This is a genomic window from Nakamurella lactea DSM 19367, from assembly GCF_000426645.1.
In the GTDB taxonomy this organism is placed as follows: domain Bacteria; phylum Actinomycetota; class Actinomycetes; order Mycobacteriales; family Nakamurellaceae; genus Nakamurella; species Nakamurella lactea.
Window position 1 is genome coordinate 69,432 of record NZ_AUFT01000011.1, and the last position, 26,542, is coordinate 95,973.

General features: G+C 67.4%; 22 protein-coding genes and 1 pseudogene. 3 read left to right on the plus strand and 20 right to left on the minus strand.

Translation table 11 applies throughout. The features are described from left to right. Nucleotides 1-9: 9 nt before the first annotated feature. The 9 genes from K340_RS0112285 to K340_RS0112325 all read right to left on the minus strand — a co-directional run bounded on the left by K340_RS0112285 (nt 10) and on the right by K340_RS0112325 (nt 12,174). Nucleotides 10-690, minus strand: coding sequence for a response regulator transcription factor (locus K340_RS0112285; RefSeq protein ID WP_029136925.1), 681 nt, complete (start codon nt 688-690; stop codon nt 10-12). Nucleotides 691-772: 82 nt separating this feature from the next. After that, nucleotides 773-5,002 (minus strand): family 78 glycoside hydrolase catalytic domain, encoded by a 4,230-nt coding sequence (locus K340_RS0112290; RefSeq protein WP_154674229.1) that lies wholly within the window; start codon nt 5,000-5,002, stop codon nt 773-775. A 478-nt stretch (nt 5,003-5,480) separates the two neighbouring features. After that, entirely contained in the window at nt 5,481-5,966 is a 486-nt protein-coding gene (locus tag K340_RS0112295) for a DUF421 domain-containing protein (protein WP_029136927.1), read from the minus strand. 14 nt (nt 5,967-5,980) lie between these two features. Then, nucleotides 5,981-6,499 (minus strand): hypothetical protein, encoded by a 519-nt coding sequence (locus K340_RS36650; protein WP_029136928.1) that lies wholly within the window; start codon nt 6,497-6,499, stop codon nt 5,981-5,983. After that, nucleotides 6,489-7,550 carry an enolase C-terminal domain-like protein gene (locus tag K340_RS0112305; RefSeq protein WP_245599537.1) on the minus strand — a complete coding sequence of 354 codons (1,062 nt, stop codon included), beginning with the start codon at nt 7,548-7,550 and terminating at the stop codon, nt 6,489-6,491. Before K340_RS0112305 ends, K340_RS36650 begins: the two co-directional genes overlap by 11 nt. A 17-nt stretch (nt 7,551-7,567) precedes the next feature. Continuing rightward, nucleotides 7,568-9,184 carry a GMC family oxidoreductase gene (locus K340_RS29640; protein ID WP_407662225.1) on the minus strand — a complete coding sequence of 539 codons (1,617 nt, stop codon included), beginning with the start codon at nt 9,182-9,184 and terminating at the stop codon, nt 7,568-7,570. A gap of 41 nt (nt 9,185-9,225) precedes the next feature. Beyond that, entirely contained in the window at nt 9,226-9,921 is a 696-nt protein-coding gene (locus K340_RS0112315; protein WP_029136930.1) for a gluconate 2-dehydrogenase subunit 3 family protein, read from the minus strand. After that, complete coding sequence (locus tag K340_RS29645) at nt 9,918-10,382, minus strand: hypothetical protein (RefSeq protein ID WP_051266060.1); 465 nt, start codon at nt 10,380-10,382, stop codon at nt 9,918-9,920. The genes K340_RS0112315 and K340_RS29645 overlap by 4 nt, the downstream gene beginning before the upstream one ends. 1 nt (nt 10,383) lies before the next feature. Further along, the gene (locus tag K340_RS0112325; protein WP_029136931.1) at nt 10,384-12,174 is read right to left on the minus strand and encodes a thiamine pyrophosphate-requiring protein; all 1,791 of its coding nucleotides are present in this window, start codon (nt 12,172-12,174) and stop codon (nt 10,384-10,386) included. A gap of 206 nt (nt 12,175-12,380) precedes the next feature. Here K340_RS0112325 and K340_RS0112335 point away from each other — a divergent pair, with 206 nt between their 5' ends. Genes K340_RS0112335 through K340_RS0112345 form a run of 3 tightly spaced genes read left to right on the plus strand, consistent with a single transcriptional unit; the run spans nt 12,381 to nt 15,633 of the window. Next, nucleotides 12,381-13,451 carry an SDR family oxidoreductase gene (locus K340_RS0112335; protein ID WP_051266062.1) on the plus strand — a complete coding sequence of 357 codons (1,071 nt, stop codon included), beginning with the start codon at nt 12,381-12,383 and terminating at the stop codon, nt 13,449-13,451. Next, nucleotides 13,448-13,825 (plus strand): hypothetical protein, encoded by a 378-nt coding sequence (locus tag K340_RS0112340; protein WP_029136933.1) that lies wholly within the window; start codon nt 13,448-13,450, stop codon nt 13,823-13,825. Before K340_RS0112335 ends, K340_RS0112340 begins: the two co-directional genes overlap by 4 nt. Beyond that, the gene (locus K340_RS0112345) at nt 13,822-15,633 is read left to right on the plus strand and encodes a glycoside hydrolase family 15 protein (protein WP_084614340.1); all 1,812 of its coding nucleotides are present in this window, start codon (nt 13,822-13,824) and stop codon (nt 15,631-15,633) included. The genes K340_RS0112340 and K340_RS0112345 overlap by 4 nt, the downstream gene beginning before the upstream one ends. A gap of 45 nt (nt 15,634-15,678) precedes the next feature. Here the strand turns inward: K340_RS0112345 and K340_RS36235 are convergent, their stop codons facing one another. The 11 genes and pseudogenes from K340_RS36235 to sigK form a co-directional block, all read right to left on the minus strand. Then, on the minus strand, nt 15,679-16,539 hold the full coding sequence (locus K340_RS36235; protein WP_211229402.1) for a sigma-70 family RNA polymerase sigma factor: 861 nt from the start codon (nt 16,537-16,539) through the stop codon (nt 15,679-15,681). A 49-nt stretch (nt 16,540-16,588) separates the two neighbouring features. Further along, a complete protein-coding gene (locus K340_RS29655; protein ID WP_051266069.1) occupies nt 16,589-17,335 on the minus strand; it encodes a PAS and ANTAR domain-containing protein in 747 nt (248 codons plus the stop codon). Between the two features lie 46 nt (nt 17,336-17,381). Then, nucleotides 17,382-17,857, minus strand: a pseudogene (locus K340_RS37520) (Dps family protein); the annotation flags it as partial. A 623-nt stretch (nt 17,858-18,480) separates the two neighbouring features. Further along, the gene (locus K340_RS36420) at nt 18,481-18,636 is read right to left on the minus strand and encodes a DUF6131 family protein (protein ID WP_169726911.1); all 156 of its coding nucleotides are present in this window, start codon (nt 18,634-18,636) and stop codon (nt 18,481-18,483) included. A 245-nt stretch (nt 18,637-18,881) separates the two neighbouring features. Beyond that, nucleotides 18,882-19,655: a DUF1365 domain-containing protein gene (locus K340_RS0112375; protein ID WP_084614343.1), complete on the minus strand. Its 774-nt coding sequence runs from the start codon at nt 19,653-19,655 to the stop codon at nt 18,882-18,884. A gap of 665 nt (nt 19,656-20,320) precedes the next feature. After that, a complete protein-coding gene (locus tag K340_RS0112385; protein WP_037364425.1) occupies nt 20,321-21,193 on the minus strand; it encodes a hypothetical protein in 873 nt (290 codons plus the stop codon). Nucleotides 21,194-21,384: 191 nt separating this feature from the next. After that, complete coding sequence (locus K340_RS0112390) at nt 21,385-22,659, minus strand: NAD(P)/FAD-dependent oxidoreductase (RefSeq protein ID WP_029136937.1); 1,275 nt, start codon at nt 22,657-22,659, stop codon at nt 21,385-21,387. A gap of 26 nt (nt 22,660-22,685) precedes the next feature. After that, nucleotides 22,686-23,468: a DUF1295 domain-containing protein gene (locus K340_RS0112395; protein WP_029136938.1), complete on the minus strand. Its 783-nt coding sequence runs from the start codon at nt 23,466-23,468 to the stop codon at nt 22,686-22,688. Further along, complete coding sequence (locus K340_RS0112400; protein WP_245599543.1) at nt 23,465-24,781, minus strand: SAM-dependent methyltransferase; 1,317 nt, start codon at nt 24,779-24,781, stop codon at nt 23,465-23,467. The genes K340_RS0112395 and K340_RS0112400 overlap by 4 nt, the downstream gene beginning before the upstream one ends. A gap of 249 nt (nt 24,782-25,030) precedes the next feature. After that, complete coding sequence (locus tag K340_RS34305) at nt 25,031-25,768, minus strand: anti-sigma factor (protein ID WP_029136940.1); 738 nt, start codon at nt 25,766-25,768, stop codon at nt 25,031-25,033. Continuing rightward, nucleotides 25,765-26,379, minus strand: a complete 615-nt coding sequence (gene sigK / locus K340_RS0112410; RefSeq protein ID WP_029136941.1) for an ECF RNA polymerase sigma factor SigK — start codon at nt 26,377-26,379, stop codon at nt 25,765-25,767. The genes K340_RS34305 and sigK overlap by 4 nt, the downstream gene beginning before the upstream one ends. Between the last annotated feature and the right edge of the window lie 163 nt (nt 26,380-26,542).

The following is a 26,542-nucleotide window of genomic DNA, read 5'->3' on the forward strand; positions in this document are numbered from 1 at the left end:
GCGCATGCATCAACTCGTCGGCGCGACGAGACGAATGCCTACTCCGCGGACCCGCTGCAGATAGCGAGGATGCCGTGCGCTCTCGCCCAGCTTCGCCCGCAACGAGGACAGCTGGGTGTCGAGTCGGCTGAGCGCGTCGGCGGTGGATTCCCCCCAGAGCCGCTGGGTCAGGTCGGCCGCGGACATGACATGGCCGTGGTTCATCGCCAGAAGCAGCAGCAGCTGATATTCCAAGTTTCGGAGGTCAACGACTTCGCCGTCGAGGGTGACCCGGCGACGGTCGGGGTCAATATGGAGTGCGCCGACGGTCACGCTCGGCACTTCCGCCGGAGAGCTTCGACGCAGCACCGCCCGGATCCGGGCGTCGAGCTGGCTGACGCTGAACGGCTTGGTGACGTAGTCATCGGCACCGAGATTGAGCAGCCGGACGGCTTCATCCTGACTGACCTGGGCCGTGACCACGATCACCGGGACTGCCGTCAGCGACCGAACCACCGACAACAGGGTTGAGCCTTCGATGTCGGGCAGTCCCAGATCGAGCAGCATCAGATCGACGTCACGGTGAAGGACCATCTCGATCGCCGGCAGGCCCTCCTTCGACGCGAGCACCGTGTACTCAAGGTCGTTCAGACTCTGGGTCAAGCTGCGACTGATCGCCTCGTCGTCCTCGACGAGCAGCACCGTCACCATGCCGGTCACGGTAGCAACTTCTAGCAACATCGCCAGGGGCGCGGCGTGATGCCGCGCCCCCGGTCAGTTGCTCCCGCGCCGGTCAGGATGCGACCACCCTGAAGGTGATCTCCTGCGTGTTGCCTGCAACGTCGTACGCCACGAGGGTGTTTTCGCCGAGAACAGCGCCGAACACTCCGGGTTTGACGAAGTTGACGTCGGACCAGGCATTGTTGGTGAGATCCTTGACGACTCCGTTGATGGTGACCTTGTCGATCTGGCCGGCGTCGTACAGCTTGAAACTGACCTGCGAGTAGTTGCCGTCGGTACCAACGGTTTCGTTCGCTCCTGCCTTGACGGTGACGGTGGGTGCTGTCGTGTCGATGGAGAAGGTGTAGTCCCGGGTGATCGAGATGTTCCCGGCCGTGTCCTGTGCGTTGTAGCGCACCTGGTAGGTACCTTCGGGCAGCGTGACCGTTGCCTTGTGGCTGACTGCTGTAGCGCCGTTGCCGGCAGTCTGCGTTGACTTGACGAGCTTGCCGTCCTGGTAGATGTTCGCCACCACCCGCTGCAGACCGACATCATCAGTCGCATCCACCTGTACGTTCAAGGCTTGGAACGGCCCAGCAGTGGTCGGCGCGACCAATGTGGTCAGCGGTTTGACGGTATCGACCGGAGGCTCGGTGTCCTTGGCAGTGGAGAAGACAAACCTGCCGGAGCCCACGGTGTAGACCGCGTAACCATCCTGCTCGCGCAGGAAGGTGGCCCGCCTCGGCTGCTCCACGTGGTCGCCATTCGCCTTGGGAACCCACACTTCCGCAGTGGTGTTGGCCGGGACGGTCACCGTCATTACTGTGCTGTCAGCGTTGCGGACAACGCTGTTCGACGCCACACCTTGCGGTGTGGTGTAGGTGGCATTGACGCAGGGGATCGTGTCGATACCTTGGCCGGCTGCGGGGTGAATACGGAGCTTCTGATAGCCCGTGGAACCGGCCTGCTGATCAATGCCTGCGAGGTCGTGCACCAGCCATGAGGCGACTTCACCGAGGAAGTGATGGTTCTGCGATCCGCCTCCGCTCAGGTTTTCGGCAAGGGTGGTCTGGCCTCTGTTCACCTGGAAGGCGTAGCTCGGCGCCTCCGGGTTGACGACCATCCGATAAAGAAGGTCATCACGTCCGCCGGCATGCAACGCCCGGAACACCGCCCCACCGGCCACCGAACCGTGGCTGAGCCGATAGTCAAAAGCCTCCACTGCTCCCACCAGGGAGTTGAACACCGCGTCGCGGTATTCGTCGGGAACCAATCCGGAGTCGAGCGCTACGGCATTCGATGCCTCTGTGTCATTGGCATACCAGACCCTGCCGGTGGCGGCGTCAACATGTAGATAGTCTTCGTTGTACTCCTTCTTGAGGTCTGCAGTCAACGCGTTGTACTTCTTGGCGTCGGCGGTCTTTCCGAGTTTGTCGGCGATCTTTGCGAGCACTCGCGCGCCCTCGTAATAGCCGATATCGATGATCGCCTCTGCCGGAGTGGTTGCTTGCGCCGCCGACCAGTCGCCCAATCCGTTGATCTCACCGCTTGGGTTGGTCTGCTTGCTCCTGCCGACGTATTCGAGCCATTTGACCATCGCGTCATAGTTGGCCTCCATTGCGGAGGTGTCACCGTACTTCTCATACAGCGCCCAGGGGATGCGGATTACTGCACCGCCCCAGTTGGGTTCGTCGAGGAACCACCGGCCGTTGTAGATCTGGTCGGGCACGGCGTGGTACTCCGGAGCGATGTTGGCGATCATGCCCTCGTACTTGCCGGCGTACTTTCCGCCGTATCCCTCGCTGACCGGCGTCGGTCGTTGCGATGTGCGCATGTTCGCCACGAGCTGCCCTTGGTAGGCGCGCATGTCATACATCGTCAGCTCGGCGTCGATGTTGTGCAGGTTGTCGCCGGTGTAGGGTCCCTTCTCCCGGTTCGGGCAGTCTGTGAGCACGGACTGCATGTTTCCTTGCAAAGCTCGCTTGGTGATGTCGTAGATGGAATTCAACATTCCGTCGCAAGTCTGGAAGGTCGAGGTTTCCTGGTTCGAGGCGTGGGTCACCAACAGCGTGATCATTTTAGGTGTCGGCTTGCTCGGCATGCCGCGGACCACCAGATACCGCTGCCCGTTGTAGGTGAACTGGGTGTGCCAGGTCTCCTTGCCCTTGCCGGCGAATGTGTAGTGATAGATGCCCGACGACCCGACAGTGTCATAGTTCGTCGGTGGAGTGGGCTGTTCCGATCCCAGCAGGGTGACCGTAGTTCCGGCCGGTGCCTTGCCGGTGACCTTCAGCAGGCCGACGAGGTTGCGACCGAAGTCCAACACATACGCGGGCCGTGGCGTGGTGGTGATCGCGGTCCCCTGGGGCACCGCGGACTTCAGTGCCGGGCTGAGAGAGATGCCGGTTCCTGCGCCGCGGACCGTGTCGTCCTGGCTGTGGGCGGCTTTCAGCGCCGGCTTGATGGTGACCGTCCCAGGGGAGTTGTTCGCGGTGCCTTCGCGAGTCACCCCCGTGACCGTCGCCGTCTCGGCGTTGCTTCCGGTGCCGACCACGACTTTCTGGCCGATGACGAAGTTTGCGGTGCCTTCGCAGGCGGCGCCGGCATAGCAGTTGGCTCCGACGTTTGCCACGCTGATGCTGGTGTCCCGGACGTTGGTGGCCGCGGTCAGCGTGGTCGCTGTCTTGGCGGAGATTCCGACATCGGTCACCGTGTACTTCCGGCCGTTCAGGTCGATCGCGTCGCCGGTGTAGATCCCGGTGGCCGAGGCGATTTTCACGTTACGGTCCCCCGCTGCGGCAGCCGCGACGACTGTGGTGTTGGCAGCGTTCGGCTGCTGCTCGGTGATGGACACCGGCGCGGCCTCTTCAGCCACCGTCACCGGCGGCCGGGGATCAGCGACCAGAGGTGTCGTGTCCCGTGGGATGGTGTCGGCACTCAGTGCCGCGATGCGGGCACTGTGCCAGTTCTTGCCTGCCAGACTCTTCGCGGTGCCGGTCCAGCCGCTCTGCATGATCCGTGCGTCGTAGTCTTCACCGGCCCACCAGGACGAGAAGACCGTTGGCCCGGACCTCGCCTTCCAGGTCCCGTCGGTGGCGATCGTTCGCACGCTCCCGTTGGCGAAGGTCACCTCCAGCTGCGCGCGCACCTTCGGGGTCCCCAACACCTCGTTGTTCTCGGGCTGGAACATGTACCGCCCGATCGACGTGGTGTCGGCTTGCTGCAACGCGCCGCTACCGACCTCCATGCCGAACACGTTCTTGCCGCGGGTCAACAGGTTTGTGACGTCGTAGGTGCGGTAGTTGACCTCTTCCCAGTAGGAGGTCTGGCCCGGTTCCAGGACCGCGTCACCGATCGGTGAACCGTTCAGGGTCGCCGCGTACTGGCCCAGACCCGTCGCGTACAGCCTTGCCGAGGCGATCGGTCGTTTGAGGTTGAACTGAGTCGCGAACACCGGAAGCGGGTTCGGCACCCCATTCGTCTGATAGGTGTAGTCCGGGTCCTCGATCCACTCCCCGGACCAGTCGGACGCCTCAAGGAGTCCGACCGTGAACGTGGAAGTCGCGCTCCACCGGGAGGATCGGCCGTTGGCGTCCCAGACGCGGACCCGCCAGTAGACGGAGTCGCGTGACCGGAGCTCCGGGCCGAAGATGACGCTCTGTTGGCTGGACCTGACCTTTCCCGTGTCCCAAAGGAGCTTGCCGGCCTTGAGTCGCTTCGGCGAGGTCGCAGCTTCGACCTGGTACGCGGTTTGTCGATCCAGCGCACACGTCCCAGTTGCGGTGTCCTCGAAGCACGGATTGCCCTTGACGTCAGCCGCTGTCATCCGCCAGGCGAGATCAGGCCTGGTGTCTCCGATACCCAGCTGATCCCCAAGTAGGGCGTCGACGCTCAGGTCGACGGCTCTGACGCCCTGGCCGTCGGAGGCACTGGTGGCCTGCCTCGAAGTGCCGTGGGCACTCCCAGCATCGGCCGGAACGGACACCAACGAGATCACCAGCGTGAGGGCAGCAAGGACGCCACCCAGACGCGCACTTCGGGTTCGCATCAGGCGCCACCCGACACAAGAATCAGGTTCCCGACCGCAGACCACAGACTGGTCCCTTGAACTGAAGTTCGGTTCATCATTCGCACTCCTTGTGCATGACGCAGATTTATCATGAAGCTTGACGCGGACAACGCAGCTGGACATTGACACATGCGTTCGTGGTTGGCAATAGCCTGCTGGCCTTCGAAGGCGGGTCGGTTGCGCGGCGAAAGCGAGGACTGACTTTCGTGTTCGAGAGTGTTCGCGATCGGCCACCAGTGGTGAATGCGGCAGCAGGCAGGCGGCAGAGACATTTCGCGAATGGACGTCGGTGACGGCGAGTCCGGCATGGATTGGGTGGCGGGGTCAACTGAGCTGCGGAAACCCAGTGTGCGAACGAATGCGGACAACGTCTGGGAGTAATTCAATCCGTTCCCTGGCTACCTGTGACGAATTCCCCTACCTCCACATATTTGAGGTTTCTCAGGCTCGGCTGCAATTCATCTGGGCAGGCCGGTTATCGGCGTACCATGTGAGCCCACGACAGTTTCGGTTAGCCGATTCGACCGGAGCCTCGACGAGGCGTGCGTGTTCGGTGCGGAGTTGCGGCAGACGAGTCATTCTGCGACCTCGGAATACGTCCTTGGAACTACGAGGAGAACGCCGGCTCGACTCTGAACCGGCTTCCACTTCACCACCGTCCGGGCGCTGCCGCAAGAGCAGATCCACTCCCGGTCCCCCGGTAGATTTGCCGTCAGCCCACGGCAGGCTTCTGCTCGGCACCCTCCTCGCCATCGCTGCTCCGCCGGGAGAAGAACGAGACCTGGCCATTGGCCTCCAGCACTGCCAACCGGATGTCCCTGACCGTCTCGAACCCCTGCTGGCGGGCCGCCGCCTTGAGGTCGTCGATGGACATCTTCTCCCGGCGCATCACGCCCTTCAGCGGTTCGCCGTCCTGCACGATCACCACCGGTACCCCATGGGTGAAACTCCGAATGCTCGGCCACTTGGTGTTCGCCCAGGACAGCCCCATGGTCAGGACGGCGAAGACGGAAATCGCGAGCACCCCGGCCGTCACCGAGTAGTCCTGCTGGGTGACGGCCTGCTGCACCATGTCGCCCATCGTGATGAACAAGATCAGCTGGAAGGTGCTTAACTCGCCGATGGTGCTCCGGCCGACCAGTCGGGTGATCATCCACAGGAACAGGTAGATCACTGCGGCGCGAACGACGATTTCCATGACGTGTCCTTCGGTCAGGGGAACAGGAAGGTGGCGAACTCCACCGTGACCAGCCGGCCGGTCCCGCGCATCACCGAAACCCGCCCGGTGGAACCGATCTGACTGGATGGCTGGATGTAAGCGTCGTAGTCCACGATGAGCGGGCCGCCGCCGGGCGGCGCGTCGAAGGTCAGCAGTACGTCATCGCCCTGGGATGTGCTCGCCGACGGCTCGGGATGAAATCCCTGCGTCTCGAAGATGGTGAAGTACCCGCGGTTGACGGCGAGGGTGATCTCCTTGCCGAATGGGTGCTCGGAGGCCACCTCGATCCGCAGCGGCACGTCCAGGCCGGCTCGGGCCACCCCCGCGTACTCCACGCTCAGGGTGTAGCCGCCGGCGGTCGCCTCGACTCGTTTGCTGTGCACCCCGAGCAGTCCGGTGGCGGCCGTCAGAATCGCCACCACCATCAGCGAGATCACCACCCGCCGGGCCCACACGGCGAACATCGGCCGGCGGCTGCCGATGTCCGACAGGGTGGAAAGGTCAGCCGACACGGTACTCAGCTGCCCTACCGCTTACCGACATGCCGTGCCCGGGTCGCTCGAATGGAGTCAGAGTCCCCGCGAGCACCCGGGGCACCCCGTCGAACAGGATCGGTTCCAGCCGGGCGTGGTCGGCGAACCACTCCAGGTGGCGGAGGTGCTCAACGGTCCCGGCCAGCGCGGCGTGCAGCGCCGGCGCGCAGTGCGCCGACACCGGCACTTGTGCAGCAGCCGCGACTCGGGCGCAGGCCAGCCAGCCGGTGTAGCCGCCACATCGGGTGGCGTCCAGCTGAAGACAGTCGACCACCAGGCACAGTGCGGCCGCCTGCTGCGGTTCGGACAGGTATTCGCCGGCGGCCACGTCGCACCGCAGCGCCGCCCGCACCAGCCCCAGCCCGGTCGGGTCGTCGCTGCTCACCGGCTCCTCGAACCAGACGACACCGGCCCGATCCAGTTGCTCGCCGATCCGTCTCGCCTGGCCGGCGCCGTAGCCGCCGTTCGCGTCCACCATCAGCTGGACGCCGGGGCCGGCCAACTCGGCGAACCGGGCGACCCGGGCCAGGTCGCGATCCTCGGCGGTGCCCCAGCTCTCACCGATCTTGATCTTCATCGCGGTGCAGCCAGCCGTCGACCAGGCTTCCACCTGTACGGCCAGCTGCCGATCGTCGAAGGTGGTGAAGCCGCCGGATCCGTAGACCCGCACCGATCCGCCGCCGCCCAGCAGGGCATTGACCGGGACGCCCAGGGTCCGGCCGAGCAGGTCCCACAGGGCGATGTCGACGGCGCTGATCGCCTGCATCACCAGGCCTTTGGTGCCCAGGTTCCGGCAGGCGCGCCGCATCCGTGCGTAGCAGCCGGCGATGTCGCCCAGGTCGTGGTCGATCAGAACCGGCGCCAGGTGTTCGGTGATGATCACCGCAGCCGCGGGCGAGCTGTAGGTCCAGCCGAGCCCGGTCCGGCCCCCGGCCTCGAGGAGGCAGGTGACGACGGTGGTCGCGTCCCACGTGAGGGTGCCGTCGCCCTCCGGGGTCGGCGTCGGAACCCGGTATACGGTCGGCGTCACCGTCGCGACTGTCTGCGTCATAGGGTTCCCGTACCGGAGGTTGTCCGGCCGATCGCGACCATCCGATCGGCTGCCCTGGCGGCCAGCGCCATGATGGTCAGGGCCGGATTCGCCGAACCCTGGGTGGGCAGCACGCTGCCGTCGACGATGAACAGGTTGGGCACGCCGAAGACCCGGTGATCGGCGTCGACCACCCCGTCCGCGGCGGTCGCCGCCATCCTGGCGCCACCGACCAGGTGGGCGTATCGGTCGATGGTCATCACCTCGGAGGCGCCGGCCGCCCGCAGGATCGTCTCCATGGATTCGGTGGCGGCCCGCATCAGGGCGTGATCGTTGGCGCCCATGCTGTAGGCGAAGTGGGCCACCGGCAGCCCGTGCCGATCGGTTTCGTCGGCGAGAATGACCCGGTTGCCGGCCAACGGCAGGAACTCACACAGCGCCCCGAGGGTTGCCCAGTGCACGTAGTCGCGCATGTATTCGCGCAGCACCTCGCCCCAGTGTCCTTGCGCGGTCACGTGTTCTGCCCAGGTGATCGGCAACGGGCTGACGGTCTGGATCGACCAGCCGCGACGGTACGGCTTACTCGGGTCGGTTTCGTAGAACTGCTCGGTGCTCACCTCCGGTGGCGGCGACTTGTACATCCTGATCTCGGCCTCGAACCGGCCGGCGGTCTGCGGGGCGCCTTGCACCATCAGGTAGCGGCCCAGCTGATCGTGGCGATTTCCCAGTCCATCAGGGAACGCGCGGGACGTGGACAGCATCAGCAGCCTCGGGGTCTCGATGCTGTAGCCCGCGACGACGACCGCCGCGGCCCGCTGTCGCCGGAGGACGCCGCCGCGGTGGTACTCGACGCCGGTCACCCGGCCGCTGCCCTCGTCCAGCAGCACTCTCGAAACGTGCGAGTCCGGCCGGATCTCGGCGCCGTGCGCCAGCGCGTCCGGGACATGGGTGATCAACGGGCTGGCCTTGGCATTGACCTTGCACCCCTGTAAGCAGAAGCCGCGGTAGATGCAGTGCGAGCGGTTGCCGAAGCGCCCGTTGGTGATCGCCACCGGGCCGACCCTGGCTTCGATGCCGGCCGCCTTCGCGCCGCGCAGGAAGATCTCGCCGTTGCCGCCGACCGGGTGCGGCGAATGCGGGTATCGATGCGGATCCCCCCATGGCCACCGCTGGCCCGCCACCGGCAGTTCGTGTTCGATGTGTTCGTAATAGGGCTTGAGCTCCGGGTAACCGATCGGCCAGTCGGCGCCCACCTTGTCGCGACTGCGGGTGGCGAAATCGGAGGGATGGAGTCTCGGGACGTACCCGGCGAAATGCACCATCGACCCGCCAACACCCCGACCGGAGTTGTTGGAGCCCAACGGAACCGGATCGGTGCCGCCGATCTGTCTGGGTTCGGTCCAGTAGAGGGTATGGGCGCCACGCTCGTCGCTGACCCAGTCGCTGTCCGGGTCCCAGAACGGGCCGGCGTCCAGGCACACCACCCGCCAGCCCCGGCGGGCAAGGCGCTGGGTGAGGACGCTGCCCCCGGCCCCGGCCCCGACCACCACCAGGTCGACCTCCTCGGCGTCGTCGAAGGTGCGCATGTCGGCCCGGAGGCGATGGTTGACCCGGGACCCGTCCGAAGGCAGCAGCCAAGCGGATTCGTTGCGGGTGCGGACGTTTCCCGATCCGCTCACGGCTGATCCTCGAGATGCCGGTGACGCGCCCGTTCGACCCGATCGGCGAACGGGCCGGGATCGACATCGTCATGGTCGGCCACCTCGAACCGTTCCAGGGCGTCCACCCCCGGGTTCAGATAGCCCCGCGGATAGGCCGGGCCGGAGAACCCGATCTCGTTCCACGCCCACGGATGCGAATAGAACGCGGTGCAGGCGTAACGGGTCCACAGGCTCCACACCCGCTCAGCCGGCAGGCCGTGCCAGCACTCCGACGCCGCGGCAAGGTCCTGCACCTGCTGGATCAGCACCGTTTGCCGTCTGACCTGCGTCTCCGCGAAGCCGGTGCCGTACCGGCTGCTCGCGTCGGATTCCAGGTACCGCAGGGTGTCCCGCCACGCCTGGCCGTCTTCGGGAAGATCGTCGTAGTGCCAACCGTCGGTCTCGCCGGCGGCCAGCCGGGCGTCGATCAGCGCGAGCACCGGGATACGCGGCTCGCCGTCCTGGGCGAGCAACCGATCCAACAGCGCCCCGGCGATGCCGGCCTCGGTCTCGGTGAAGAAGACGGTGGCAGCGGCCGGTCCCAACCGGGCGAGCACCGTTCCGGCGGTCAGCGCATCCCAGTCGTCGGCCCGCTCGACCACATCGAACCCAGGGAACCGGCCGCGATGCTGCGGGGTGATCGCGCGCTGCGCCGGGCTGCGATAGATCATCGCCCGCGCCGGCCTTCCCTGCGCAGGATCGACGCCACGATTCCCATCCCGCCGACCAGGGCAGCCAACAGCGGGGCGAACATCGGCGGACCGGATTCCATGTTGTAGCGGGTCCAGCCGCCGGGACGTTGGGCGGTGCCCCGCCAATGCAGATAGGTGCCCTGGACCCCGTTGCAGACGATCGCCGCGCCGGCCAGCGGCAGCACCGTGCGTGCGGCTCGCTCGGAGAAGACGGCGGCGATCCCGGCCGGCACGGCCGTCGGGATCACCACCACCGGCCACCACATCATCCGGTTGCCGAAGCTGGCACCGTCGTGCGAGAGGTACACCTCCGCGGTGGTGATCGCCGCACCGGCCGCAGTGAGCGCCGCCAGGCTCCGCTCGAACCGCCCCGTTCGAACATCGGTGAGCACCGTCGCCAGCGCCCCGGACACCTCCGGCTCGCCCCGTCTGCCCAGCATGTCAGTGCTTCTCGCCGGGAAGGTATTGCTGCATCTTCTGTTTGACGCCCTCCTTGACAACACCCCAGGTGTCCTCATCACCCTTGAGCAACGCACCGGCCATCGACTTCAGCTGCTCGAACGTGGTGTGCGGCGGGATCGGCGGCACCGATGCGTCGCAGCGGATGTCCAGCACCGTGGGCCGATCGGCCGACAGCGCCGTACGCCAGGCGCCGGCCAATTCTTCCGGATCGTCGATGTTCACTCCGGCCAGACCGAGAGAACGCGCGAATCCCGCATAGTCCACGTCGGGCAACGACTGTGATTCGGGGAAGGTCGGCGACCCTGCCATCGCCCGCAGCTCCCAGGTCACCTGGTTCAGATCGTTGTTGTGCAGGACGGCAACGATCAGGTGCGGGTCGGTCCATTGCTCCCAGTACCGCGATACCGTGATCAGCTCGGCCGTCCCGTTCATCTGCATGGCACCGTCGCCGACCAGCGCGATCGACGGCCGATCCGGGAACGCCCACTTCGCCCCGATCGCGTACGGCACCCCCGGCCCCATGGTGGCCAGCGTGCCGGATAGGGTTCCGCGGATGTCGCCGTGGAACTTGAGCTGCCGCGCGTACCAGTTCGCGGCCGTGCCGGAGTCGGAGGACACCATGGCGTCCGCCGGCAGTTGCCGGGACAGCTCATGGAAGATCCGCATCGGATTGATCGGGTCGGCCCCCGTCATCGCCCGGCGCTCGACATCGTTCCACCAGGCGGCGACATCGGATTCGACGGTCTCCCGGAAGGAACGGTCCGCATTGCGGTTCAGCAGTGGAATCAGCTGCTGGAGGGTAGTTTTCGCGTCACCGACCAGGTTGATCTCGTAGGGATAGCGCATGCCGATCCACTTGCCGGACCGGTCGATCTGCACCGCCCTGGCCTGCTCGAGGCCGGGCATGAAGTTGAGGTAAGGGAAATTCGAACCGACCGTCAGCAAGGTGTCGCAGTTCTGCATCATCCGATAGCTGGCGGTACTGCCGAGCAGCCCGATCGGCCCGGTGACCCACGGCAGCGTGTCGGAGAGCACGTCCTTGCCCAGCAACGCCTTGGCAGCTCCGGCCCCGAGCGATTCGGCGACCTCGGTGAGCTCCTGAACGCAGCCCCTGGCGCCCTGGCCGACCAACAGCGCCACCTTCGTCCCGGCATTGAGCAGTTCGGCGGCCGCCCGGACACCGGAGGGATCGGGGGCCGCTGTGCTCGACACCGTGCCAAGACTGGACGGAACGTCCTTCATCCCGTTCCCGGGCGTGACGTATTCCAGTTCCTGCACGTCGCCCGGGATGATCACGCAGGTGGGCGCCGATTCGGTGACGGCGATCCTGATCGCCCGATCGATCAGGTTCGGCAACTGCTCCGGCACCATGCAGGTCTGCACGTACTCACTACAGACATCCTTGAACAACGACTGCAGGTCCACTTCCTGCTGGTACGACCCGCCCATCGCGCTGCGCGCGGTCTGCCCGACGATGGCCACCACCGGCACGTGATCGAGCTTCGCGTCGTAGAGCCCGTTCAGCAGATGAATGGCCCCCGGCCCACTGGTCGCCGCGCACACGCCGACCTGCCCGGAGAACTTCGCATATCCGACCGCTTCGAACGCGGCCATCTCCTCGTGCCGAGCCTGCACGAACTGCGGCGGCGACTCCGCCCGCCCCCAGGCCGCGATCAGGCCGTTGATCCCGTCTCCCGGGAATCCGAACACCTGCTTGACGTCCCACTCACCAAGCCGCTCAAGTAGACGATCGGCCACAGTCGGTGCCATCAATATCTCCTCGTCGGGCCTTCTGGAGTCGACCGGATCGCCTTCGCCACCCGGGGTTGTGTTGCCCGTGACGAATTCGGTGCCCACATGTGCGGTTCGGCAAACCGATCCCAGCCGTCCCGAGAATTCCCGCCCGGGCAGGCGCTCGACGAGCCGATCGAGGAATAGTCCGAGCTGATCGGGGCACTGGACCAGCGCGCTATCAGATGAGCCTGCGCAGGTCGAGTGGATCGGAGAACGACGTGTTATCCAGGACGAGATCGCCCCGAACTGTGGTGGTGACCGGCGCCAGCGGCGGCATCGGGCGGGCCTCCGCTGTCGCCTTTGCCGCCCGCGGCGACCGAGTGGCGCTGCTGGCGCGGGGTGCGAAGGGACTGGCCGCGGCGTCGGACCAGATCCGGGCGGCCGGCGGCACCGCGGTGCCGCTCGAAGTGGACTCCGCCGATCCCGATGCCGTCGAGTCGGCCGCAGCGACCGTCGAGGCAGAGCTCGGGCCGATCGATATCTGGGTCAACGACGCGTTCACCTCGGTGTTCGCACCGTTCCACCAGATCAGCGCGGCGGAGTTCAAACGGGTCACCGAGGTCAGTTACCTCGGATACGTCTACGGCACCCAGTCCGCGCTGCGCCGGATGCGCGAGCGCGACAGCGGGACGATCGTCCAGGTCGGGTCGGCGCTCGCCTACCGGGGCATTCCGCTGCAGTCGGCCTACTGCGGCGCCAAGCACGCCATCCAAGGATTCAACGAGGCACTGCGCTGTGAGCTGTTGCACGACAACAGCAACGTGCACGTCAGCATGGTCCAGATGCCGGCCGTCAACACTCCACAGTTCTCCTGGGTGCTCTCCCGGCTGCCGCGTCACGCTCAGCCCGTGCCGCCCATCTATCCCCCGGAAATGGTCGCCCGGTCGGTGCTGCACGCCGCCGATCATCCGCACCGCCGGGAATACTGGGTGGGCACCAGCACGGCGCTCACCCTGGCCGCCAACGCCATCGCACCGGGCGTTCTGGATCGTTACCTGGGGCGGACCGGCTTCGATTCGCAACAGACCGATCAGTCGACAGATCCGGATGCCCCGGTGAACCTCTGGGAACCGGCGGATGGCAGCGCCGGCAAGGACTTCGGGGCTGACGGCATCTTCGATTCCCGCACCGTCCACGTTGACCCCCAACTGTGGGCATCCCGGCATCACGGCATTCTCGGCGCCGTTGCCGCGGCTGCCGTCGGGGCCGCTGCCGCCGCCGGGGTCGGCGGGGTCCTCGGGCGTCGTCGATGACCCGGCCACCGCGCCGGTCTGCCGCGCGAACGACGGCGTGCCTGCGGTCCGCGGCCGGCGTCGCGGGTGGCATCGCGATGCTGCTGCGGCCGGACGCTGTTGCGGCTGCCGCGGCCGGTGACGGCACCCGACCGCGGGCCGAATTGATCGTCGTTCTCGGACTGCGGGAGCTGACCCAGGGGCTGGTGATCCTGCGGTGGCCGGCGCGACCGATCGCGACCGTCGGGATGGCCGTCGATCTGCTGCACGGCATGTCGATGCTGGCGGCCCGGCGGCTCACTCCCACATTCCGCACCGCCGCCACCCGGAGCGCCGTGGCGGCCTTCGCCGGCGCCACTGCTTTGTTGCCCGCGGCAATGGGCGGCCACGGATGACGCCGCGCGCGACCCCGGCTCCGGTGGCAGGTCAGCTCGGTGCCGCGGAGTTCGGCCCGTTCGCGCCGCAGACGTTGCGGCAGTATGCGTTGCTGGCCGACGGCATCCGCGGTGCGCTGATCGGACCACGCGGCGACGTCAGCTGGATGTGCGTGCCACGCTGGGACTCCGACGCGGTGTTCTGCTCGCTGATCGGGGGTCTGGGCGGATATGCGATCACGCCCACCGACCGGCACGTCTGGGGCGGCTACTACGAAGAAGGTTCGCTGATCTGGCGCAGCCGGTGGGTCCTCACCGACGGACTGATCGAGTGCCGGGAAGCACTGGCATTCCCCGGCCGCACCGACCGGGCGGTGCTGTTGCGTCGCGTGACGGCCCTGAACGGCGACGCGCGGGTGCGGGTGCTGCTGTCCCCCCGAGCCGGCTACGGCCGACACCAGTTCACCGCGTTGCACCGCGACGACAGCGGATGGACGGCCCGCTCGGGGCCGCTGCGGCTGCGCCTCACCGGCGCCGACGGCGCCCGGCCGGATGGCACTCGAAACGACCGATGGCTGGTCGCCGATCTCGTCGTCCCGGAGGGCACGCATCACGATCTGGTGCTGGAAATCGGCGACCAGGAGCTCACCGACGACCCGGTCGACCCCCGGCAGGCCTGGCAGCAGACCGAGAACGCTTGGCGGGCAGAAGTACCCGCGCTGGACAACTGCATCGGCGCGGGCGACGCCCGCCGGTCGTATGCGGTGCTACGGGGACTGACCAGTCCCGGCGGTGGGATGGTGGCGGCGGCCACCACGAGCTTGCCCGAGCGTGCCTCGGCGGGTCGCAACTACGACTATCGGTATGTCTGGATCCGCGATCAGTGCTACACCGGGGTCGCCGCTGCCGCGGCCGGTGGTACCGCGTTGCTCGATGCGGCAGTGGGTTTCGTCGCCGGCCGGCTGATCGAACACGGCGACCAGTTACGTCCGGCGTACACGACCGAGGCCGGCCGGGTGCCAGATCAGCGCGAGCTCGATCTGCCGGGCTATCCGGGCGGCCACAATCTCGTGGGTAACTGGGTCAACCGACAGTTCCAGTTGGATGCCTTCGGCGAGTCGCTGGTGCTGTTCGCGGCGGCCGCCCGGGACGACCGGATGGACGGAACCTCCTGGCAAGCAGCGGATGTCGCTGCGACCGCGATCGCCGACAGATGGACAGAGCCGGACGCAGGCATCTGGGAGATCGACAATCGCAACTGGACGCACAGCCGGCTGGCCTGCGTCGCCGGTCTCCGGTCACTGGCGGCGGCCGGGGCACCGGCGGCGCGGGCCGCCGAATGGGTGGCGCTGGCCGACCGGATCCTCGCCGAGACGGACCGGACCGGACTGCATGCCACCGGCTACTGGCAGCGGTCACCGGACGATCTGGCGGTGGACGGCTCGCTGTTGTTGCCCCCGCTGCGCGGCGCGTTCGCGGCCGATGACCCGCGAACCGTTGCCACCCTTGAGGTTTACGCCCGTGACCTGGTCACCGACGGTTACGCCTATCGGTTCCGTCACGATGATCGCCAGCTGGCCGAAGCGGAGGGTTCGTTCACGCTCTGCGGATTCACCATGGCGATGGCGCTGCATCAGCAGGGTCGAGCGGTCGCGGCCCGGGGTTGGTTCGAGCGAACCCGGGCGGTGAGCGGCCCACCTGCGTTGTACAGCGAAGAGTACGACGTGGCCCAGCACCAGCTGCGCGGCAACATCCCGCAGGCGTTCGTGCATGCGCTGCACCTGGAGTCGGCGGCCCGGCTGGCCGGCCCGCCCAGCCAGCAGGAGTGAACCAGGGACCGACCTGATCACGCCCCGGCGTTGTGCCCGTCGCGTTCACGCGGCCAGCCGCTGCTGCAATTTCGACAGCGCGCACCGAAGGAGTCGGGACACCTGCATCTGGCTGACCCCGATCCTCAAGCCGATCTCATCTTGGGTGAGGTCCTGGAAGTACCGCAGCGCCAGCAGGTGTCGTTCTCGCTCGGTCAGGCAGGCGATCGCCTCGCGCAACATCGTCCGGACCTCGACGGCGTCCAGTTCCCGTTCGGCAGCAAGACTCGGCGGGGCGATCGCGTCGAACGGGGCAGCGTCCAGACTGGTGAAGTCGGTGGCGCAGCGGGCTATCGCGTCGGCATCCACCTCCCGGCGCGCGACACCCGCGGCCTCGGCGAGTTCGTCCGGTGTGGGGACGCGCCTGAGGAAACTCAGATCTCCTCTGGCCATGGCCACCGCTGTGCCGACCTCTTGCAGATGCCGTGGCAATCGAATCATCGGTGCTACGTCGCGAAAGTAACGCTTGAGTTCACCGACGATCATCGGTCTCGCATACTGGAGAAATCCGCCGGTCGGCTGCGCCTTCCAGCCCCGCACCGCCTTCGTCAGCCCCACCTGGGCGACCTGGACCAGGTCCTCCAGATCCGCTCCCCGCCCGAGAAAGCCGGCCGCCAGCGCTGCGGCAAAAGTTCGAAAGCGGATCACCAGCGACTGCTCAGCAGCCCGGATCGCGCCCGGACTTCGAGAGTTTCGCGCCAGCGTCAATGCGTCAAGCAACTCGGCCGCGTCGGAACTTCGGTCGACGACCGTTCGGCGATCGGATACGGGGGCAAGGTCCACCATGGCACGCCTCGATTGCAGTAAGGAGGCTGGCGCGTGGTTTGACCAGACCTCCAGGCAACCACTGCGCGCCCGCTGATGCAAGGTCTCAGCCCGATCGATCGTGAACCGCCGGCGCCCGGTGCGTCGCCGCTCAGGAAATTTCGTCGACGCGTGCCGGCAGACCCCGGGGATCGGGCTCCCGTGGCAGGGCGGCCGTCGCCGGATCGGCCAGCGCCGGCGGGATGACGTCCACCGCGCCGACCATGCCAACCAGGATCGTATGGATCTTCCGCCGCGGCGGCATGGCGGCCAGCTCAGGATCATTGAGACCATCCAGAAGCCGCTGCACGAGGTCGCGGACCCGGATGTTGGCGTGCTGGGAGTGCCACCGCAGCAAGGCGAACGCCTCCTCGTCGTCGAGCGAGTAGGCCAGCATCAACGCACCTTTGACCTGCTCGATCGCGCCCCTGTTGGCCACCGCGGACTCCAGCGCCGTCGTTGTCCGCTCGGAGACATCCGCTCGCAGCGGTTCAGTGACGTCCAAGAAGTAGCCGTGCAGCCCGATCACCGCACCGGTGGGTCCGACATCACCCGAAGCCAGCACGACCACCGTGCGGCATTTCCCGTCAGCGCCGTTGATCCGATACCGGCAGCTGAATGGCTCGCCGGTGGCCAACGCGGTGGTGACTGCGGCCGATACCCGGTCCCGATCGTCGGGATGGCGATGGGCGATCATCAACTCGCCGGTCGGCAACACCTCGCCCGGGCGGAACCCGTGGAGGGCGAACACGCCCGCCGACCACGCCCAGGTATCGCCGACGAGGTGATAGCGGAAACCGGCGACGGGAATCGAAGGTCCACCGGCTACCGCCTCGACGGCCGGGATCAGATCGTCCATTGGACCCTCCGTTGAGGTTCACGACAGTCGGTCGGAGAATACGGCCTCAGCTCTTGCGGCGGGCGCCGGTCCGGGTCGCCACCCTATTATTCGCCGCCTGCTTCGCGGTGGCAGCTCCGGCGTCGGTCAGGGTTCCGCTCGGCGACTCCAGGTGCGCACGCACGAACCAGTGGAACAGTTCCAGCGAGTGCAAGTGACCGATCAGCATGTCGTTGCTCACCGGGTCGCTGTCCTCCACGTCCGCCGCCGCCTGCCGATGCGCGGCGATGACGCCCTGGTAGACCTGATCGAGAGCACCCAAATGGGCGATCGCATCGTCCCGGCCGATCGCGTAGGCGCCCCATCACGGCCGGCTACCAACGCTCCTGGGGTGCCGACCACTTCCCCGCCGAGGGTGGCGATCCGCTCGGCGATCTGATCGACGAACGCCCGAACATCGTCGATCTGCGGGTCCAGCATCTCGTGCACCGCGATGAAGTGCGGACCTACCGCGTTCCAATGTACGTGTTTGAGCGTCAGCGCCGGCGGTCCCCCTGGCTGTTGGTTGAACCAGGGGGACCTTGCGACGCGCCGATCCCGGGCTCGACGCGCAACTCTTGCTTGGTGTACTCCGTCCGCATTCCTCAATCCCCCTTGTCGCGATTTCACCCGGACGGTGTAGCGAGGACGGCTGTCGGCACGTAGCCAATCGCCAGTGCAGGTCAGGCGGGCCTTGACGGCTCCGCGGAACCGATGGGCCGATCGGTCAGGGTCGTGCACGAACCGGCGACAGGCGCTACTCCTCGTGGCATTGATTCGGACAATCCGGCGAACAGTCCAGCAAGAGGGTGGTGCCGGCTCGCCGCATTGCGGTCTTGTAGGCGCGCGCCTGGTGGAGAACACTGGTAGCCGACACCCGGGAGGTCGTGATGAGCGCAGCCACACCTACTGTGCACCAGGCACTTTCACCGATTCGGGTCGAGCGGTTCCCGCGCGACGATCGCCCGGAAGACGACAGCCATCGCGGTCTTGCGTCGGCCACCGAACGTGTTCCGGTAGGCCGAAGCACTGCCGCCTTCGAGCCTCATGGCTTCGCCAACGCCGGGCCGGATTGCTACTGGGAGGTCCTTCCCGGTCGATGACCACCCGGCCGGGTCGCGGCGGTGCTAGTACCAGACCTTTCGGCCGGCGACGGCGTGCCCCATCGCGCCCAGGATCCACAGGATGGCCCCGACGACCACCAGGATGATCCCGATGGTCCACAACCATGGCAGTCCGACGATGAATCCGATCACCAGACAGATGATGCCCAGGACAATCATCCGTGCTCCTCTCTCAGCAGGCGCCCGACGGCGACCGCACGGCCGCACTCCAATCGGGTCTGTATCCGGGTTCGGCGTTTTGAAACCTCCTCGAAGCGTTCAGCTCCGGCGATGGCATGCATGAACCGCGTGCGCCCCAGGCACTGGCATCAGCACGGCACGACAGTCGTGGCATGCCCTTGGCCTGTTCGATGCGCACCCGGGTGTTCAGCGCGGTCTGCAGCTGCTCGGTGAGGACTGTTTGGTCACGGGTCATCCGGCCCGCCGTGCGGGATCCGGTTGACGACCGGTAGGCCTGCAGCCCACAACCGCACGCCTTGCAGTCGAATCCACACGCTGGTCAGCATCGTCATCGCCGGCCGCCGAGCCACCGCCCGCAGCAGGCTCGCCGTACTCGCCGGACGCCGGGTGCCCGCCAGCGTGGCGGTAAAGACCGTCGCACCGCCCTGACGCAGCGCGATCGTGATGGACAGCCGCTCCCCCGGCGGGGAGAAGCGCATCAGATAGCGGCCGTCAACGGTCAGGAACGGGGAGACGTAGAACTGCTTGTCCTGTTGCACCCGCCCGGCCGGATCGGGATGCAACAGGTAGACATGGCGCTCCCGATAGGTGTTGTGGACCTCGGCGAGAATGCAGGCCAGCTCACCGGTCTCGGCATAACACCAGTGGACGCTGATCGGGTTGAAGGCGTGCCCGAAGCTGCGGGCGTTGGCCAGCATCAGCACTCGGCCGCCGGTCAGGTCGATGCCGTTGCCGGCCAGAAAGGCCGTCACGTTTTCCTTGATGCTGCGGCCAGGATCGCCCAGGTGGTCGCGGGACTCGAACCGGGCCAGCGGACGCTGCCACAGCGGCAGCCGGGGAAGCTCGTCGAGATCGACCAGCCAGTAATAGACGCGGTAGGAGAACGCACGCCTGGATGGCACTGTCCGTACGTGACCCAACTCCGCTTGGTACAACCACGGCGGCCCGCCGCCGGCGGCCAACGCGACGCCTCCGCCCACGCTTCGTGCTTCTGCCATCTTCCTCCTTGCCGTGAGTGGTTCGGAGCACTCGACCGGCCGGACTGGTCACCAACGATGCAATGGGGCACACGCGCATCGGTTCGGGTTCCGGCGGGCAATGTCAGTGTTGAGGACCAATGCGACTCCACCCCACACCGCATACGGCACCAGCGTGTCCGCGGCACCGCCGAGCAGTCTGTACAACACCGTCCACACCGGGCGAAGGCCGAACGGGGCGGCTGCCACTCGGGCTTGCACAGGGATCGATACAGGACGAGTACGGGGTGTCGGCCACCCGCCGACAGTGGAAGTCACGGCGACCGCGAAAGGCCCTCAAGGCAACTTGCCGATGCATCGATACCTCCTGATCTTCATGTGCAGAGCGCGAAAGGCCTTGGCCGGCATATGCCCTCGCCGGTCCTGGTCGGCTCCCCGGAGGATTCGGACGAGCTGATCCCCGATCCCGGCGCGGGCGCGCGGGCGTTGATCGCCGCGCGCTGACCGTACTGAGGATGCCGGTGCGCATCCAGGCTCTCAACCGGGTCGGCCGTTCCATCAGTTGGGATCTGATGCTGCAGGCACAGCGAGGTAGCCCGGGACACCGGACACCTTGTCCCACGTCCCGGGCCACCTCTGGTGAACCGCTACCTATCTGGCTGCCCGGCGGAGCCGGACATCAGCTCTCAGTTCTCGCTGGTCCGCCGGCGACGCAGCGCCACCGCACCCGCACCCGCGGCTGCCACCAGCGCGAGGCCACCCAGCGCGTACTCCATGGTGTTGCCGTCCGAGGCCGCCATCGAGCCGCCGCCGGTGTTCGCCCCGCCCGAGGGCATGGCCGACATCTGCGAGGCCTGCAACGGTCCGCACAGCGCCGGCGCGGTCCCGATCAGTGCAAGCTTCTTGTCCGCTCCCGGCAGGGTCACATTCAGCGAGTTCGGCGTGCTCAGCGAGGCCTTCGGCGCCGTCGCCGGGTTCAGGCCGTGCACCACGACCACGGCCGTACCGGCCTTGATCGATGCGATGGTGTCGGCGTTCATGGTGAACGTCCGCTTGTAGGTGAAGCTGCCACCCCCGGGAGCGACTGTCACATCGGTCGCCGTCGAGGTGTCGGTGGCACCCTTGGTCGAGAACGTGGTGCCGATCATGCCGTACGCATCATGGCCCTCGACGGTGCTGATCACCCCATCACCGTTGGCGTCGGCCGACGCGGTCGGACAGGTGCCCTGGCCGGCGATGTGGATGTGGTTCACGTGCGGGAACGGCGCCCCTGCGAACCCGGCCGGGATCCCCAGCGCGGCAAGCGTCTTGGTGTCGGTCGGGAGCTTGTCGGCCAGGCCGGTCACCGTTTCGGTGACGGTCGCCTGGTCACCGTCGAGGGTCAGCATGACGGTGCCGGAGGCCGCACCGTCCGGGGTGTTCAGCGGCACCGCCGCCAGGGTGGCCTGGTAGCTGGCCGGCTCGGCTGCGGCGCTGGCCGGTGCGGTCAACGCCAATCCGGTCAGCGCTGCGATCCCGGCGGCCGCGAATGGCACCGCAAATCGACTGATCTTGGACATGAGATGAATCCCTTCCATCGATGCGGCCGAGACGCTGTGCCCCAACCGGAGCGCGCTCGCCGGGCGTTCGCGCCGGCGAGCGCATCTGCACTCAAGTAGCCATCCGGGTCCGTTCGGCCCGCGGATGGGTCCGACAACCAAATTTCTGGTCGGGATCGGTTCGCCGTTTCGCTCACGACCCTCGTGTGTGCTCACCAGTTGACTCCGAACGCGGCGGCCGCGGCGACGCCGGACCGACAGCCGTCCTCGTGGAAACCCCATCCGTGGTAGGCGCCGGCGAAGGCGGTGACCGGGGTGTTCAGCTCGGGCAGACGTGCCCGAGCGCCGGCCGAGGGCACGTCATACACCGGGTGCCGGTATTCCATCCGGGCGATCACCGAAACGGGATCGATCCGGTCGGCGGCATTCAACGTCACCAGGAACTGCCGCTCGCCCGGCAGCCCCTGCAGCCGGTTCATCCAATAGGTGACCACCGGGCCGTCCGCCGGATCGCCGTGGGACGGAACCAGATAGTTCCAGGATGCGCGGGCACCGCGGGCGCGGGGTAGCAGCGACGAGTCGGTGTGCAGCACGGTGTGGTTGGTCGAGTAGCCGAGCGCCCCGAGCACCTGATGCTCGGCGGCGGTGGGGTCGGCGAGCAACGACAGCGCCTGGTCGGCGTGAGTGGCCAGCACCACCTTGTCGAAGTCGGTCACGGTGCCGGTGCCGTCCGTGACCGATGCGGCCCGCTCGCGACGTTGGACCGCGGTGACCTTGTGGCCGCGCCGCACGTCCGCGAGTTGCGCCGCCAAGGCGTCGACGTAGCGTCCGGAACCGCCGGGGATCGTGTACCACTGCGGCGAGTGGCCGATGCTGAGCATCCCGTGGTGGTCCAGGAATCGGAACAGGAACCGCGCCGGGTATTCCGTTGCCTTGCCGGACCCGCACGACCAGACGCACGCCACAACGGGAACGGCGTACAGCTCGCAAAATTCGGCGGAGAAGTGTTGCCGGGCCAGGAATTCGCCGTAGCTGGTGTCGTCGCCTTCGTCGGCGTCACACAGGAACTGGGTAGCACTGCGGTGAAAGCGCCGCACCTGGGCGAGCAGGCAGAGGAATCGCCGAGACAGCAGCTGCTGCGGCTGCGCGGCGAGGCCGCGAATGCCGCGACCGCCGGCGTACTCCAACCCGCTCGCCTCGTGCCGGATGCTCATACTCATCTCGGCCCTGCGCACCGGCACGTCCAGTTCGCCGAGCAACCGGCGCAGCAGCGGATAGGTCCGGTCGTTGTGCACGATGAACCCCGAGTCCACCGCCAGCGGCTTTCCGTTGTCGTCAACCGTGCGGTGGGTGTGCGCGTGCCCGCCGAGCCGATCGTCCGCTTCGAACAGCACCACCCGGTGCGTCTTTCGCAGCAGGTAGGCGGCCGTCAGCCCGGAGATGCCGGAGCCGACGACCGCCACTGACGGCCGGACCGACGGCGGCATCGGACGCTCGGACACCACGACGGCGCTCACGCCAACCTCTTGGGCGGCAACGGCACGAAGCCCGAGGTGGACCGCACGTACTCGGCGTAGCCGGGCCGGGACTCGTGCATTCGCTGTTCGGTCAGGGCCTTGCCGGTCTTGGCCACCAGCAGGTAGGTCATCAGCAGCGGCGACACCACCGTCAGCAGGCCCGGCCACGCCCAGGCGACCGTCAGGAACAGTCCCCACCACGCGCAGGCGTCACCGAAGTAGTTGGGGTGACGGGTGTATCGCCAGAGCCCGGAACGCAGAATCCGGTCGGGATCGGTGCGCTGCGCCTGGAAGGCGGCCAGCTGCCGATCGCCGACCGATTCGAAGATCAGGCCAATAGCCCAGACTGCGACGCCGATGGCCACCACCACGACCACCGGATCCGTCAGCAGCATCGCCGCCTGCACCGGCAACGACACCACCCACATCACCACGCCCTGCGGCAGGTGGACCCGCCGAACAACGCCCATTGCACCGGCGTCGGACAACATCCGTACGTATCGCGGGTCCTCCGCGCGCCCGCGGTTCCGCCGGCCGATGTGCACGCCGAGACGAAGGCCCCAGACGGTCACCATGGCGGCCACCGTCCAGCGCAGCCAGGTTGTTCCGTGCCCGGACGCCAACAGCATTGCGACCCAGGCCACGACCGCGAACCCCGGCCCCCACACGACATCGATCACCGAGTACCTCCCGGTGCTCCGGCCGGCGAGGAAGGTGGCGGCCATCAGCACCACAACCGCGGCCGCGGTACCCGCCAGGCAGAACAGCACGGTGGTCATCGGGTTCTCCGGCCGGCCGGGACGACGGCACGGTCCAAGGGCTGCCGGTCGGGTCGGGCAGCGACGATCTGGTCGACGCCCATCCGGCCGTCGGCGAACGCGAGGGCGCTGCCGGCGAGGTAGAGCCGCCAGATCCGGGCGAACTGCTCGCCGGCCAACTGGACCGCACGGTCCCAGCGCTGTTCCAGATTCGCGCGCCAGGCGTCGATGGTCGGCGGGTAGTGCTCCCGCAGGGCCTGCACGTCGCGGATCTCCAACCCGGCGCCGGTGAGGTGACCGACGGTGACGGCGAGGGGTTTCATGTGCATGTCCGGCGCGATGTAGGTCTGGATGAACCGCCCGCCGCCGGGTGCGTCCGCGCCGCGGGACATCTGCTGCACCAACACCGTTCCAGCCGGCCGGAGCTGATCGTGCAGCAGTCGGGCGAACTGCGGGTACTCGCGGTCACCGACGTGTTCGCCCATCTCGATCGCGGCCACCGCATCGAATTTGGTGCTGCCATCAGCGGCGAGCGAGGAGTCCAGGTCGCGGTAATCGGCGAGGACGACCTTCACCGTTTCGTCGAGTCCGGCAGCAGTGATGCGGTCGCGGACGAACTCGTACTGCGCGCGGGACAGCGTCAGGCCGGTCGCCCTGACCCCGAACCGTTGCGCGGCATGCAGCAGCAGCGAGCCCCACCCGCATCCGACGTCGAGCAGCGACGACCCGGCGGTCAACCCCAGCTTCCGGCAGATGAGATCCAATTTGGCCTGCTGGGCATCGGCCAGCGCACCGGCGCCGTCGGGGTAGTACCCGCACGAGTAGGCCATGGTGTCGTCCAGCAGCAGCCGGTAGAACTCGTTCCCGGCGTCGTAGTGATGCGCGATGGCGGCCCGATCCCGCGCCCGCTCATGGCGTTTGCCGGTCAGCGAGGCCGCTTCAGCCGGTGGTTCCGGCCGGCGGCCGAAGGCGCCGAGCCGGGCGCCATCGGCGAGCAACATCGGCCACTGCCGTAGTGGCGGGCGATCGGCACTCCGGCCGGACGGACGCAATGCTGCCAGCGCCGCGCCGAGGTCGCCGACCACGTCCACTTCTCCGCAGATGTAGGCGTCGGCAAGGCCGAGTTCACCTCGATCCCACAGCATCCGCCGCAGGGCACGCCGATCGCGCACCACGATGACCGGGGCTTCCCCGACCGCGGCTCCGCCCTGGCACCCGGGCGATGGACGGATGACAGTACTGCCGTCCCACGCGGTGATGCCCAGCGGCAACGGCTGCCCGAGTACCGTCGCGGCGACCCGGTCCAGACGCTCCGCGACGGTTGATCTCCCCACAGGTGATCTCATCGCGGTGCCCCGTGCTGGATCGATGTCTGCCGCGTCATCATGGTCCCTCCGGTCCGGTACCTCGCCACATCGCCGCCCAAGTCAGCAGAACAATTGCGCAGTACCAACGAGATCCGAAGGCCAAGCCCCCGCGGATGGGTCGACCACGAGCACTTACTTGCGGTAGCCGCGCCCGGCCGCACGAGGCAGCCGGGGTCGCTGCTGGCGCACACCTGTCCTGCCGATCCGAGCAGCCGGTCAGCCGGTGAGCGGCACCACCCAGATCGGATCAGTGGTCGGCGTCCGGGAACCACCGCTCGGTTCGACCGAAACCCCGACCGCGGTATCGGCGGCGGCGACCGGCACCACCACGCTGGACGGAGTCGCCGAAGCGGAAACCAACCCCGCGGAGACGGCGTCGTCACCGGCCATCACCCACAACTGATAGTCGTTGCCGGCTGCCAGCTTCGGCATCTTCGGGGTGGTCACCACCGCTGCATGACAGGACGGCGCGTACCGCACCGATCCGCCCGCGCCGACGTCCGGCGCGATCACCCGGGCATCGGCGGCCCGCTGGACGCAGACCTCGGCGGTCGGCGGCCCGCTGGTTCCTTGGGATGCGACGACGACTCCGCCCGCGATCAGCGCCACCGCGATGATCACGGCGGCCAGCAGCGTTGGCGGTCGGCGATACCAACGCGGCCGGTCGACTCGCTCCGCGCGACCGGGGGGTTCACTGCTCGCGGGATCGGGCTCGGCCGCGGGCGGCGGCGCCTGCGGAGTGATGGCGATCAACCTCATCAACGACACGTGCAGCGATGGTGGCGGCTCAACAGCGACGGCCGAACCCAGCAGCGCGACCGTTTCGGTGAACTCGCCGTACTCAGTCGCACAGGAGGGGCAAGTGTCCAAGTGTCGATCGAACGCTGCCGCCTCGGCGGGCAGCAACGCATCCAGCGCCCGGGCACCGGTGTCGACATGCAATTGCGCGTTCATCGGGCCACCTTCAGACAGTCGCGCAGACGGATCAGGCCGTCCCGCATCCGGGTCTTCACCGTCGGCAGCGGGGTTTCCAGCAGGTGCGCCACCTGCGCGTAGGTATAGCCGTTGTAGTACGCCAGAGTCACCGACTCCCGCTGGATATCCGTCAAGGTCAGCAGACACCGGCGCACGGCCCGGCGTTCCCATCGGTGCTCGACGGCTTCAACGACGGTGTCGGATTCCCTGGATGCCGTCGAAGCGGCGACCTTCGCTTCCCGATCGGCCGACGCCTGGGTCGAGCGAACTCTGTCCACGGCGCGGGAATGGGTCACCGACATCACCCAGCCGGCCGCCGATCCCTTACTCCGGTCGAAATAGCCGGCCCGCCGCCAGATCTCCAGGAACACCTCCTGTGCCACCTCCTCGGCCAGGCCGGGATCACGCACCACGCGGCGGCACAGTCCAAAGACCCGGGCACCGAACTGTCGGTAGAACGACTCGAACGCTTCGGTGTGTCCCTGCGCGATCCGCCGCAGCAGCTCGGCCGCATCATCCTCGGATCCCGGTGCATCACCCGGGCCGCGGCCCGGATCGTCAGGAACTGCAGACAACGACCGTCCCACCATCGCGCACCTCCCTCATCCCGCCGAACAACTGGTCACACCGGTATTCGATGCAGCCGACCACCCGGATTGGTCCCGACCCGGCCATCCAGGGCAGTGTTCGGGAACCGCCTCCATCATCTCGGACCGTGTCGTCACGCCAGTTCGACCGCCGGTGGGCGTCCGA